Genomic DNA, 12,497 nt, shown 5'->3' with positions numbered 1-12,497 from the left:
ATCTGTTGAGGTGACCTACAAAATCCTGATTTGAAATATGAATAAGATAGAACATATAGGAATCGCAGTTAAAAACCTGGATGAGGCTAATAGCCTTTATGAAACGTTATTTGGGATTCCTCCTTACAAAACAGAAAGCGTTGATTCGGAAGGGGTAAACACTTCTTTTTTTAAAATGGGTGAAAGCAAAATAGAATTATTAGAAGCAACAAATGCTGATAGTGCTATAGCTAAATTCATTGAGAAGCGGGGAGAAGGGATTCATCATATTGCCTATGCGGTTACAGATATCAAAGCTGAGTTAAAACGTCTGAAAGTTGAAGGATTTGAGCTGATTAATGAAGAGCCTAAAGCCGGGGCAGACCATAAATGGGTTGCGTTTTTACATCCCAAAAGCACCAAAGGGGTTTTGGTTGAGTTGTGTCAGGACCGGGAATAGGAACAGAAGAAAAATGAAAACCTTGCGCTAAATGAAAATTAATACTATTTTTGCGCCCGCTTTAAGATGTAATACACCTTAAAAGCTGGTCCTATAGCTCAGTTGGTTAGAGCACCTGACTCATAATCAGGTGGTCCCTGGTTCGAGCCCAGGTGGGACCACATAAAGTCCTTGTAAACCCCTATAAACAGTACGTTTGTAGGGGTTTTTTTATTCTAGAGGTGTTGTTTATGCCGTAATTAGATTTTTCCTGTCGTTTATTTTAAAGTAATCTATTTTAATTAAATGAAGCAAATAACATACTTTCTGTAAGCTTTTTGCTGCTAGCATCTTTTAGTAAAATTATTAACACAGTAAGAATTAAGCTACATTGTATATTTCGAATGCCTTGTAAATACAGCTAATTACGAGTGGATCATTCGATTAGGATAAAATATTTCCGATAAAAATATCTTCAAAGAATAATATTTATTCGATTATATGCGCTAAATATGCCGCAAAAGTTGATAACTTTTAGTATTTTCGTCGCGAGTTAACTAGAAGTCCCACGTCAATTAGCTATGAAAATCAGAATTATCCTATTTCTGCTATTCGCATTTTTATATGTTAGTGCGGCTTTTGCTCAAAAGGAGCCCCCACAACCTACCAAAGATGATAGTCCACCAGTAGGTCTTCCACTTCCAATTGATGATTACGTTGCTTATTTGATTCCTATCGGTCTTGTTCTGGGTGTTTGTTTTCTAGGACACCTTGAAAATTCTAAGAGCGAATCTCCAGCAGACGCTTAACGTATTTGCCTATTACATCAAACTCAAGATTTACTACAGTTCTTTTTTTAAAGGTTTTAAATGTAGTGTGGTTGTAAGTATAAGGTATAATTGCTACACTGAATTGATTGAGCTTTGAGTTTACTACTGTCAGGCTTACACCATTGATGGTTATTGATCCTTTTTCAATAGTTACATTTTGAAGACTTGAGTCATATTCAAAGGTAAAAATCCAACTCCCTTCTTCTTCTTCAATCGAAGTGCAAGTCGCTGTCTGGTCAACATGGCCCTGAACGATATGGCCATCTAAACGTGATCCTAAAATCATTGCACGTTCGAGATTTACATAATCACCTTCTTTAAGTTGGTTAAGATTGGTTTTCTTTAGAGTTTCATCAATCGCCGTAACAGTATAGGAATCTCCATTTAGTTCAACAACTGTAAGGCATACCCCATTGTGAGCTACGCTTTGGTCAATCTTTAATTCTGGTGTTAGATGACTTTCTACAGTAATGTGTAGATTTCCCTCTTCACGTACTAAGGACTTTACAATCCCAAGGTTCTCAATTATTCCGGTAAACATTTGTATTATTTTTTTAAACTGAATGGATTTAGTAGTATTGAATTTACGACTGTATAAATAAAATTAATGCGAATGTGTCAGGTGGATGTTTACTTGACTACTTTTACAATTTGATTACAAAGGAAAACCAAAAAAGGGTTTACTATGAAAGAACAAAGTATAAAATTAGGTATCAGTATAGGGGATTTAAATGGAATTGGCGGTGAGATTGTATTCCGAACTTTTGCAGATCCCCTAATGTTAGATTTTTGTACACCTGTTATTTTCGCTTCGGCAAAAACAGTAAGCTATATTCTCAAACACTTTGAACTTGATATTAATTTTCAAGGAGTTAAGCACGCATCTCAAGCAATTGAAGGTAAAATCAATGTGGTTAATGTTTGGAGTGAAAACCCAATGATTCATTTTGGGAAAGAAGAACCTGAAGCAGGTGCCTATGCTATTAAATCACTTAAAGCAGCAGTTGCAGCTTTAAAAAATGGGGATATCGATACATTGGTAACGGCTCCTATTAATAAGTCATCTATACAGGCAGAAGATTTTAAGTTCCCAGGACATACAGATTATTTAAATCAGGAGTTGGAAGGCAATAGCCTTATGTTTATGGTAACTGAAGAGCTCAAAGTAGGTCTGCTTACTGATCATGTTCCGGTAAGTGATGTGTCTGTTACCATAACTGCTGATCTCATTCGAAAGAAGTTTGAAACGATACACCATAGTCTGGTTCAGGATTTTGGTGTTGAAAAACCTAAAATCGCGTTTTTGGGAATTAACCCCCACGTAGGTGATAACGGAGTTATTGGCAAAGAAGACGATACGGTTTTGATCCCTACACTGGCTGAACTTCGATCAAAAGGGAAGATAACTTACGGACCGTATGCGGCAGATAGTTTCTTTGGCAGTGGTAATTACAAAAACTTTGATGCTATTATTGCTGCCTATCACGACCAGGGTCTTGTTCCCTTTAAAACGCTGGCTTTTGGAAAAGGGGTAAATTATACTGCCGGGCTCAATAAAGTACGTACGTCTCCAGATCATGGGACCGCTTTTGAGATTGCCGGAAAAGGAGTTGCAGATACCGGCTCTTTTAAAGAAGCGGTGTTTATGGCGTTAGATATTTTCAAAAAGCGGGAAGAATACGCAGAATTAACCCAAAATGTGCTCAAAAAGCAGCCTCGTAAAAAGCAATCGGGCGGGCGTTCACGCAAGAAAGAAAGGTAAATAAAAAATTTATCCACACTTAATTAACAGCTAAATAAAAATTTATATCTTTGCACCCGCCTTTTGCGGAAAGATTTGAATAAGGAAAGAGAAGGTAATGAAGCATTTGAAAACGTATACCATCCAGTTTGTTGGTTTAAAACAAGGGGAGCACGATTTTCAATATAAGATTGATAACACGTTCTTTGAGCATTTTGAGTATGACGACTTTAATTCTATAGACGTAGATTTAAAGATAGTTTTAAGTAAAAAGACCACATTGATGGAGTTTTACTTTGACGCTCAGGGTTATGTAAATGTAAATTGTGACCTCACAAATGAACCTTATGATCATCCTATTGAAGCTACATATAAGCTTGTAGTGAAGTTTGGTCAGGAGTTCAATGATGAGATCGATGATATTTTGATCTTGCCTCACGGTGAGTATGAAGTTAACATCGCGCAATACATTTATGAGCTCATAGTTTTAGCAATGCCATTAAAGCGGGTACATCCCGGTGTTGAAGATGGTAGCTTAGAATCAGACATACTCGATAAACTTGAAGAATTAAGTATAAAAAATAAAGAGGCAGATGAGACTGAAACTCAAACGCCTAAGGAAACAGATCCCCGTTGGGATAAATTGAAAGATTTTTTAACAGATAAATAGAATACGGTAATGGCACATCCTAAGAGAAAAACCTCGAAAACCAGAAGAGATAAGAGAAGAACGCATTACAAAGCTGCAATGCCTAAAATTGGTGTAGACGCCACTACTGGTGAAGCACATTTATACCACCGTGCACACTGGCACGAAGGTAAATTGTATTACAGAGGGCAGGTTGTAATTGACGCGACTTCTAACGAAGAAGTGGCTTAACGGCAGCTTGTAAAACCTAACAAACTCCCGATTTTTCGGGAGTTTTTTTATTTTTCAGGAGTATCAAAAAAAGTTAATTATCCACGCTAATTAATCGATTTTTAGTACTTTTCCTTCCATTTTTACGCGAAAACGCAATTTTTTCGCAGAAACCAGATTTATATGAGTAAAATCACTGCAGCCATAACTGCTGTTGGCGCTTATGTGCCAGAATATGTGCTTACCAACGAAATTTTGGAAACTATGGTTGAGACCAATGATGAATGGATCACAACCAGAACAGGAATAAAAGAACGCCGCATTTTAAAAGACCCTTCAAAAGGAACTTCTTTTTTAGGAATTAAAGCAGCCGAAGATCTTATCGCAAAAAGCGGTGTAGATCCTTCAGAAATAGATATGGTCATAATGGCCACTGCAACCCCAGATCTTCCGGTAGCATCAACAGCTGCCTTTGTTGCAACCTCAATAGGAGCAGTTAATGCCTTTTCATACGATTTACAAGCGGCATGTTCTAGCTTTTTATATGGAATGTCTACAGCTTCGGCTTATGTAGCTTCGGGAAAATACAAGAAAGTATTACTCATAGGAGCAGATAAAATGTCATCAATAATTGACTATACAGATCGCACCACTTGTATCATTTTTGGTGATGGCGGGGGAGCTGTATTGTTTGAACCCAATGAGGAAGGCCTGGGTCTTCAGGATGAATATTTACGTACTGATGGAGTGGGGCGTGACTTTTTGCGTATCGAGGCCGGCGGGTCTTTGATGCCTGCTTCTCAGGAAACGGTGGCTAATAAAAAACATTTTGTTTATCAGGATGGTAAAACGGTATTCAAATTTGCCGTTTCAAATATGGCAGATGTAAGCGAGCGCATTATGCAGCGCAACAATCTTACCAATGATGACGTTAATTGGCTTGTAGCACACCAGGCCAATAAACGCATAATTGACGCTACTGCACGACGTATGCAGGTTGAAGATAGTAAGGTACTTATGAATATTCAGCGTTATGGAAATACCACATCTGCAACACTACCTCTGCTCTTAAGCGATTTTGAAAAACAGTTTAAGAAAGGGGATAATTTAATTTTCGCTGCCTTTGGTGGCGGTTTTACCTGGGGCTCCATCTACCTGAAATGGGCCTACAATGCTTAATTTTTAATCTAACTAACGTTTATTCATTATGGATTTAAAAGAAATTCAAAACCTTATCAAGTTTGTAGCCAAGTCTGGAGCAAGTGAGGTTAAGCTTGAGATGGATGATTTTAAAATCACCATCAAGACAACCGAAGAAGGTAAGGGAGAAACTACAATCGTACAGCAAGTGCCTATGATGGGCAGTGCGATACCACAACAGGCCGCTCCTGCTGCTCAGCCTGCCGCTGCACCACAACCTGCACCTGCAGCAGAGCCAGCAGAAAAGCCTGCTGATGCCAATGATAAATACATAACCGTAAAATCTCCAATCATCGGTACGTTCTACCGCAAACCGGCACCCGATAAGCCTGTTTTTGTGGAGGTAGGTTCTACAGTAAAAGAAGGTGATGTATTGTGTGTGATCGAAGCGATGAAGCTTTTTAACGAAATCGAAAGTGAAGTAAAAGGTAAGATCGTAAAAATCCTTGTTGACGATTCGTCACCGGTAGAATTTGACCAACCTTTATTCCTGGTTGATCCTTCGTAATGGATTGCAGCAGAGTTGTACTACCAGACGACTCGAGTTGTAAACCCGATTAAAACGCTCTAGGCAACCAAAGTTTGCCATTAATACCAGAGATATGTTTAAAAAGATACTTATAGCAAACAGGGGAGAGATTGCACTGCGTGTGATTAGAACCTGTAAAGAGATGGGCATTAAAACCGTTGCGGTATATTCTACTGTAGATGCCGAAAGTTTGCACGTTCGATTTGCAGACGAGGCGGTTTGTATAGGCCCTGCGCCCAGTAGCGAGTCTTATCTTAAAATGTCAAATATCATGGCTGCTGCAGAGATTACCAATGCAGATGCCATTCATCCGGGATACGGTTTCCTTTCTGAGAACGCGAAGTTTTCCAGAATATGTGAAGAACACGGAGTGAAATTTATTGGCGCATCACCTGATATGATCGCCAAAATGGGAGATAAAGCTACGGCAAAGGCGACGATGAAAGCAGCGGGAGTACCTTGTGTACCCGGTTCAGATGGTATTATCGAAACGTTTGAAGACTGCAAACGCATCGCTAAAGAAACCGGTTACCCGGTAATGCTTAAAGCTTCTGCCGGTGGTGGAGGTAAAGGTATGCGTGCAGTGTGGAAAGAAGAAGAACTTCAAAAAGCCTGGGATTCTGCCCGTCAGGAGTCTGCCGCAGCATTCGGTAACGACGCTATGTATATGGAAAAGTTAATCGAAGAACCCCGTCACATCGAAATTCAGATTGTGGGAGACAGCAACGGTAAAGCCTGTCACCTTTCAGAACGTGATTGCTCTGTACAGCGCCGTCACCAAAAATTAACCGAAGAAACTCCTTCGCCTTTTATGACCGATGAACTTCGGGAAAAGATGGGAGCTGCAGCCGTTCGTGCAGCCGAGTATATTAAATATGAAGGAGCCGGTACCGTAGAATTTTTGGTAGATAAACACCGTAACTTCTACTTTATGGAGATGAATACCCGTATTCAGGTAGAGCATCCCATTACAGAACAGGTGGTAGATTACGATTTGATTCGCGAGCAAATATTGGTTGCTGCAGGTGTGGCGATTTCAGGTAAAAACTACTATCCACAGCTACATTCTATTGAGTGTCGTATCAATGCCGAAGATCCCTACAATAACTTTAGACCATCTCCGGGCAAGATTACCAACCTGCACGCGCCGGGAGGTCACGGGGTACGTATAGACACCCACGTGTATAGCGGTTATTCGATTGTACCTAACTACGACTCGATGATCGCCAAGCTTATTACTACGGCTCAAACCCGTGAAGAAGCGATCAATAAAATGAAACGTGCGCTAGATGAGTTTGTGATTGAGGGTATTAAAACCACCATCCCATTTCATCGCCAGTTGATGGATCATCCCGATTATATCGCAGGAAATTACACCACTGCGTTTATGAACGATTTTGTGATGGATCCCCCTGAAGAAGAATAGATAAAAAATTAAGCCTAAGAAAAACCTCAAACTCAAGTTTGGGGTTTTCTTTTTTAAGGGCGTTACCCCGCCAAAAAGCGGGGTCGGGCTATCCGTTGCAATCTGCCCCGCTTAAGGCGGGACAGGATTTCCACTACTATCCCTAACGCAGGAAATCTCGTAAAGCAGAAGCAAAGGAAGTTCTTACAGGCTTTACCGGTTTAAACTATCTTTGGATGTAATCTTTTAAAATTACCTGCGTGGCACTTTCGTATTGGGAATACAAAACCTGGTTTACTGATATTGATTTTACTATTGTGGGCAGTGGCATCTCCGGCCTGAGTTGTGCATTAGAACTTCGTGAGATCTATCCCAAAGCCAAAATACTCATTCTTGAGCGTGGAGCTATGCCTCAGGGTGCGAGTACCAAAAACGCGGGCTTTGCCTGTTTCGGGAGCGTTTCAGAGCTTCTGTCAGATCTTAAAACACATACCGAAGACGAACTGCTCAATCTGGTAGAAATGCGTATTAAAGGCCTTGAGGTGCTTAAAAACCGATTAGGGGAGCAGGCCATAGGCTTTAAAAAATACGGGGGTTATGAACTGTTTTTCCAGAGTCAGCAGGAGTTGTATGAAACCTGTTTAGATTCGGTGGAGCACGTTAACCGCTTACTGCAGCCGCTCTTTAATGATGCGATTTTCAGCATAAAATCGAATGCGCAAAACTTCGGAAACATTCAACCGAAATTGTTTTTTAATAAAGAAGAGGGCGAACTCGACACCGGAAAAATGATGCGGGCACTGGTCAATTTGGCACAACATCATACTATTCAAATACTCAACAACTGCACGGTAGAAAACTACACGGATCTTGGCGATACGGTAGTGCTTAAGACGTCTTTAGCCGAATTCAAAACCCGACAATTGTTTATAGCCACAAATGGTTTCGCACAAAAATTAGGAATTTCAACGGTACAACCCGCCCGCAATCAGGTATTGATTACCGGCCCCATTAAAAATTTAAACCTTACCGGAACGTATCACTTGGATGAAGGCTATACCTATTTTAGAACCATAGACAATCGCATTTTACTGGGAGGAGGCCGTAATCTGGACCGCAAAGGCGAGCAAACCGATTCTTTTGGCACAACAACACAAATTCAGCAGTATTTAGAACGTATACTTGCAGAGACAATCTTACCAGATACCCGTGTGGAAATTGAGCACCGCTGGAGTGGTATTCTTGGGGTTGGCGATCAAAAGCAGCCTGTGTTAAAACCGCTGTCAGCTAACATATTTTGTGGTGTACGCCTGGGTGGTATGGGTATAGCCATAGGTAGTCTGGTAGGGAAGAAGCTTGCCGGTTTAGTCAAACACTAATTTTTACAGAAATGCATCGGCATAATGTTGCCAGTCCTTTACAGATTTGATATTCAACTTCTTAATTATTGATTTGCGATGTGTAGCAATGGTGCTTTCAGAAAGGCATAAATTTTCTGCGATTTCCCTGTTTGATTTACCCTGAGCAATACTTTTAAAAATTTCAACTTCTCTAAAACTCAGTTGATCAAAATAGCTTTGATAGATTTTATTAAATTTCAATTCAAGGTTAAGCTTATCAAGATGTTTAATTACTTTGGGCAGCTGATCGTAATCCATTTCTAAAATAATCTCATCACTTTGGTTAGATTCGTTTACCTGATAATTAAAGGCGTTATTTTCTGAGGTTTTAGGCTGTTTGATAAAATTTAGAGCTTCTTTTCTACAGGAGAAAAAGTTTGGTCTTAAAACGAGTCCTACATTCTGAACAGAGTTTATGATTGACAAATAAATCAATTTTTCTTTAGGTACGGTAGATGGGAGTTTGCGCAGACCGGCCTGATACAGGGCTTTCAAAATATTTTCTTCAACCCATTTATACAGGCGCTCAGAAATTTCTAAATCAAGATTGTCTAAAATCCATAAGGCCCCTTGCGGTTTGTGTGTTTTAAACAGCTCCAGAAAGTTTTTCAGTTCATTTTTAAAGTCAGCTTCAGTGAGTGGAAAATTAGTCCATTCCTGAATCAATATTTCATCTTCGAGATGAATGGTAAGAAACCGCGAATTGTAAATAAGCTCCATATATATTGATCGACAATAACTTAAATATTAAAAATAATATAATTTGTGCTATCAATACAATTTGAATCATTTAGTTTTTAAAAAAACCGTTGAATTTGCCGTTAGATTTGTGTTATGATTGAAGTAAATCGCTCGTTTGTCAGAAAAAGCTTCAATCAAATAATAGCTTCCCTTAAAGTAGGAATTAATTACAGTGGCTTTTAACTCGGTTTCAGATTCAGAAACCAGAATTTGATGCGGCATCAAAAGCTCAATTTTGTCATCGATTTCTAAAGAGTTGATATCTCCAAAAAATGAAGCTACATACGCATCTTTAGGATTTTCAAATAAGGCTTCGGGCGTGTCGGTTTGTATAAAAGTACCTTCGCGCATCATTTTAATTTCGTCAGAAAACGAAAGCGCTTCCTCACTATCGTGAGTGGCGGTGATACAGGTAATCCCTTCCTTTTTTAAATAGGCGTAGAGTTTTCGCCGCAGAGCATTCCGCCTGAAATTATCAATATGGCTAAAAGGTTCGTCAAGCAGGAGCAGTTCGGGTTCCTTGGCAAAAGCCCGTGCCAGGGCAACGCGTTGTTTTTGACCCCCGCTCAGGTTTTTTACGTGCTGGTCTGCATAAACCGTCATATCTACCACTTCGAGTAACTCATCTATACGCTCCTGACGCTGCTGCATAAAGCGGCGGGAGAGGTGTTTGCCTATATTATCGGCCACCGAAATAAACGGCATCAGGTCAAAATCCTGAGCCAGATATTTGATAAAAGCTTCTCCGGGAACCAGATTGAAGTTAGGGCCCAAAAGTTCCTGATTTTTCCAGAAAATGCTTCCGTGCTCTACGTGAAGTAAACCGTAAATGATTTGAAGCAGGGTGCTTTTACCGCAACCGCTTTCGCCCAAAATAGAAATATGCTGTCCTTCTTCGATTTTAAAATCAAGATCTTTTAAAACCGGATTTTCGGCATAGGCAAAAGAATCAATTGTTACGTGCAGCATACTATTAATTAATCTAGGTAAAGGCCTCTGAATCTTCTTAGAATTTTTCTTGTCGACTCAAATCTTTGAACTGTTTAATTCCGATTATAAAGTAAAGATAAAGACCTCACAGGTTTTTATCCGGTGAGGTCTAGATTTTTAATTTTTGCCACTGCGGGCTCCGCAACTAGCCTTTAATTTCAGTTTTTGTTTCTTCGGGAAGTACTTTAAAGCCCATATTGTAAAGCGTGAAGGCAAAAATATCTGCCGTTTGCTCAATTTGCTTGCTTACGGGTGTACCGGCTCCGTGACCAGCATCGGTCTCTATGCGAATGAGTACCGGTGCGTCACCGGCCTGTTTCTCCTGCAATTCGGCAGCAAATTTAAAGCTGTGTGCAGGTACCACACGATCGTCGTGATCCCCGGTAGTGACAAGCGTTGCCAGATAGCTTACGCCGGCTTTTACGTTGTGTACGGGTGAATACCCTTTGATATACTCAAACATCTCTTTGCTGTCTTCTGAAGTTCCGTAATCGTACGCCCAACCGGCTCCGGCGGTAAACGTATGATAACGCAGCATATCCATCACGCCAACAGCGGGGAGTGCTACCTTCATCAAATCGGGTCGTTGAGTCATTGTGGCACCCACCAGCAAACCGCCGTTAGAACCGCCGCGAATGGCCAGGTAATCGCTGGAGGTATAGTTTTCGGCAATCAGGTATTCTGCTGCAGCGATAAAGTCGTCAAATACGTTTTGCTTTTGCATTTTGGTCCCGGCATCGTGCCATTCTTTACCGTACTCACCGCCACCGCGTAGGTTAGGCACGGCATAAACGCCACCCATTTCCATCCAGATCGCATTGGTAATGCTGAAAGAAGGGGTAAGCGAAATATTAAAACCCCCATAGCCATACAAGATGGTCGGGTTTTTCCCATTGAGTTCAAGACCTTTTTTAAAGGTAATGATCATCGGTACTTTGGTACCGTCTTTTGAAGTGTAAAACACCTGCTTACTCTCGTAATTTTCGGGATTAAAATTAATAGCCGGTTTGCGGAATAATTCAGACGCGCCTGAAGCGATATCGTATTTGTAGATGCTTCCGGGAGTCGTATAATTGGTAAAGCTGTAGTACAGTTCTTTTTCGTCTTTTTTCGCCCCAAAACCACCGGCGCTACCTATACCCGGAAGTTCTACTTCACGCACTAATTTTCCGTCATAATCGTATTGCTTGATCTGCGAAACGGCGTCAACCATATATTCGGTGAAAAAGTAGCCTCCTCCGGTTGAGGGGGAGAGCACGTTTTCGGTTTCCGGGATAAAATCTACCCAATTTTCAGGGGTCGGGTTTGAAGCGTCAACGGTAACAATTTTCTTGTTTGGCGCGTCTTTATCAGTAACAATGTACAGTTTAGAACCTACGTTTTCAATCACGGAAGTGTTGGTGTCTTCGTTATCCACAATCGCTACAAAATCGACATTAGGCTTAGTTAGATCCTTAATGAACAGTTTGTTACCTGAAGTCGCGTTGCTGGCGCTTAAGATGAGGTATTTGTTATCTTCAGTTGTACCGGCACCAATATAGCGGTGTTTTTGCTCTGGCGTACCGCCGAAGATGAGTTCGTCGCTTTTTTGAGGGGTATTCAGCTTGTGATAATATACTTTATGCTGATCGGTCTTTGCAGAGAGCTCGCTTCCTTCGGGCTTGTCGTAGCTGGAGTAATAGAAACCATCATTTTCCCTCCAAGAGATACCGCTGAATTTAATATCAACTAAAGTATCTTCGGTGATCTCCTTGGTTTCTGCGTCCATCACCAGTACCTTACGCCAGTCACTTCCGCCTTCTGAAATGCTGTAAGCAGCCAGTTTCCCATTATCCGAAAAGCTGAGTCCACCCAGCGATACCGTTCCATCTTCCGAAAATGTATTGGGATCTAAAAAGACTTCGGCAGTTGAAGGATCGGCATCGGTTTTATAGCGGTAGATCACATACTGGTTCTGGAGTCCGTCGTTTTTATAATAGTAGGTGTAATCGCCTTCTTTAAACGGAGCACCTATTTTCTCGTAATTCCAGATTTTTTCTAGCTTTTCTTTAATCGCGTCTTTAAACGGAATTTTAGACAAATAGGCTTGGGTGACTTCATTTTCAGCCTTTACCCAGGCTTCGGTCTCGGCACTGCGGTCGTCTTCGAGCCAGCGATACGGATCAGGAACTTCGGTGCCGAAATACGTGTCTACAGTGTCTACCTTTTTAGTTTCAGGATAGGTCATGGCCATATCAGATTCTTTTTTTTCTTGATTTTCGCAGGCGCTGAAGAGTATAGTAAAGGCGCCCAGATAAGCTATTTTTTTCATATGAAGGAAATTGAATTCCTTCAAATATACTCCAATTAAAAAACCTCTGAAACACGAAGCTTCAGAGGTTTAT

General features: G+C 40.7%; 12 protein-coding genes and 1 tRNA gene. 9 read left to right on the top strand and 4 right to left on the bottom strand.

Annotated features, from left to right (window positions below; all coding sequences use genetic code 11):
* Positions 1-37 precede the first annotated feature (37 nt).
* Complete coding sequence (gene mce, locus CJ305_RS00345) at positions 38-439, top strand: methylmalonyl-CoA epimerase (protein ID WP_099644255.1); 402 nt, start codon at positions 38-40, stop codon at positions 437-439.
* An 87-nt stretch (positions 440-526) separates the two neighbouring features.
* Positions 527-600: transfer RNA gene (locus CJ305_RS00340), tRNA-Ile, on the top strand.
* 598 nt (positions 601-1,198) lie between these two features.
* Here the strand turns inward: CJ305_RS00340 and CJ305_RS00335 are convergent.
* On the bottom strand, positions 1,199-1,789 hold the full coding sequence (locus CJ305_RS00335; protein ID WP_099644254.1) for a riboflavin synthase: 591 nt from the start codon (positions 1,787-1,789) through the stop codon (positions 1,199-1,201).
* A gap of 144 nt (positions 1,790-1,933) precedes the next feature.
* Between CJ305_RS00335 and pdxA the strand changes: the two genes are divergently transcribed.
* The 7 genes from pdxA (at position 1,934) to CJ305_RS00300 (ending at position 8,361) form a co-directional block, all read left to right on the top strand.
* Positions 1,934-3,010 carry a 4-hydroxythreonine-4-phosphate dehydrogenase PdxA gene (gene pdxA, locus CJ305_RS00330; RefSeq protein WP_099644253.1) on the top strand — a complete coding sequence of 359 codons (1,077 nt, stop codon included), beginning with the start codon at positions 1,934-1,936 and terminating at the stop codon, positions 3,008-3,010.
* Between the two features lie 97 nt (positions 3,011-3,107).
* Positions 3,108-3,659, top strand: a complete 552-nt coding sequence (locus CJ305_RS00325) for a YceD family protein (protein WP_099644252.1) — start codon at positions 3,108-3,110, stop codon at positions 3,657-3,659.
* 9 nt (positions 3,660-3,668) lie between these two features.
* Positions 3,669-3,869, top strand: a complete 201-nt coding sequence (gene rpmF / locus CJ305_RS00320) for a 50S ribosomal protein L32 (protein WP_099644251.1) — start codon at positions 3,669-3,671, stop codon at positions 3,867-3,869.
* 162 nt (positions 3,870-4,031) lie between these two features.
* Positions 4,032-5,027: a beta-ketoacyl-ACP synthase III gene (locus CJ305_RS00315; RefSeq protein ID WP_099644250.1), complete on the top strand. Its 996-nt coding sequence runs from the start codon at positions 4,032-4,034 to the stop codon at positions 5,025-5,027.
* A 28-nt stretch (positions 5,028-5,055) separates the two neighbouring features.
* Complete coding sequence (accB, locus tag CJ305_RS00310) at positions 5,056-5,556, top strand: acetyl-CoA carboxylase biotin carboxyl carrier protein (RefSeq protein ID WP_099644249.1); 501 nt, start codon at positions 5,056-5,058, stop codon at positions 5,554-5,556.
* Between the two features lie 94 nt (positions 5,557-5,650).
* Complete coding sequence (gene accC, locus CJ305_RS00305; protein ID WP_099644248.1) at positions 5,651-7,003, top strand: acetyl-CoA carboxylase biotin carboxylase subunit; 1,353 nt, start codon at positions 5,651-5,653, stop codon at positions 7,001-7,003.
* 239 nt (positions 7,004-7,242) lie between these two features.
* Positions 7,243-8,361: an NAD(P)/FAD-dependent oxidoreductase gene (locus CJ305_RS00300; protein ID WP_099644247.1), complete on the top strand. Its 1,119-nt coding sequence runs from the start codon at positions 7,243-7,245 to the stop codon at positions 8,359-8,361.
* A gap of 3 nt (positions 8,362-8,364) precedes the next feature.
* Here CJ305_RS00300 and CJ305_RS00295 read toward each other — a convergent pair whose 3' ends face one another.
* The 3 genes from CJ305_RS00295 to CJ305_RS00285 form a co-directional block, all read right to left on the bottom strand.
* Entirely contained in the window at positions 8,365-9,102 is a 738-nt protein-coding gene (locus CJ305_RS00295; protein ID WP_099644246.1) for a response regulator transcription factor, read from the bottom strand.
* 66 nt (positions 9,103-9,168) lie between these two features.
* The gene (locus CJ305_RS00290; protein ID WP_099644245.1) at positions 9,169-10,092 is read right to left on the bottom strand and encodes an ABC transporter ATP-binding protein; all 924 of its coding nucleotides are present in this window, start codon (positions 10,090-10,092) and stop codon (positions 9,169-9,171) included.
* Between the two features lie 166 nt (positions 10,093-10,258).
* A complete protein-coding gene (locus CJ305_RS00285; RefSeq protein ID WP_099644244.1) occupies positions 10,259-12,424 on the bottom strand; it encodes a prolyl oligopeptidase family serine peptidase in 2,166 nt (721 codons plus the stop codon).
* Positions 12,425-12,497 lie beyond the last annotated feature (73 nt).

The sequence above is a fragment of the Leeuwenhoekiella nanhaiensis genome (assembly GCF_002744755.1).
GTDB lineage: Bacteria > Bacteroidota > Bacteroidia > Flavobacteriales > Flavobacteriaceae > Leeuwenhoekiella > Leeuwenhoekiella nanhaiensis.
The sequence above is the reverse complement of the archived record's forward strand: the minus strand, read 5'-3'. Positions and strand labels throughout refer to the sequence as shown.

What these genes read in the sequence shown, in the direction of transcription:
- mce (WP_099644255.1), top strand. Translation starts at nt 38, where the DNA reads ATGAATAAGATAGAACATATAGGAATCGCAGTTAAAAACCTGGATGAG.
- CJ305_RS00335 (WP_099644254.1), bottom strand. Translation starts at nt 1,789, where the DNA reads ATGTTTACCGGAATAATTGAGAACCTTGGGATTGTAAAGTCCTTAGTA.
- pdxA (WP_099644253.1), top strand. Translation starts at nt 1,934, where the DNA reads ATGAAAGAACAAAGTATAAAATTAGGTATCAGTATAGGGGATTTAAAT.
- CJ305_RS00325 (WP_099644252.1), top strand. Translation starts at nt 3,108, where the DNA reads ATGAAGCATTTGAAAACGTATACCATCCAGTTTGTTGGTTTAAAACAA.
- rpmF (WP_099644251.1), top strand. Translation starts at nt 3,669, where the DNA reads ATGGCACATCCTAAGAGAAAAACCTCGAAAACCAGAAGAGATAAGAGA.
- CJ305_RS00315 (WP_099644250.1), top strand. Translation starts at nt 4,032, where the DNA reads ATGAGTAAAATCACTGCAGCCATAACTGCTGTTGGCGCTTATGTGCCA.
- accB (WP_099644249.1), top strand. Translation starts at nt 5,056, where the DNA reads ATGGATTTAAAAGAAATTCAAAACCTTATCAAGTTTGTAGCCAAGTCT.
- accC (WP_099644248.1), top strand. Translation starts at nt 5,651, where the DNA reads ATGTTTAAAAAGATACTTATAGCAAACAGGGGAGAGATTGCACTGCGT.
- CJ305_RS00295 (WP_099644246.1), bottom strand. Translation starts at nt 9,102, where the DNA reads ATGGAGCTTATTTACAATTCGCGGTTTCTTACCATTCATCTCGAAGAT.
- CJ305_RS00290 (WP_099644245.1), bottom strand. Translation starts at nt 10,092, where the DNA reads ATGCTGCACGTAACAATTGATTCTTTTGCCTATGCCGAAAATCCGGTT.
- CJ305_RS00285 (WP_099644244.1), bottom strand. Translation starts at nt 12,424, where the DNA reads ATGAAAAAAATAGCTTATCTGGGCGCCTTTACTATACTCTTCAGCGCC.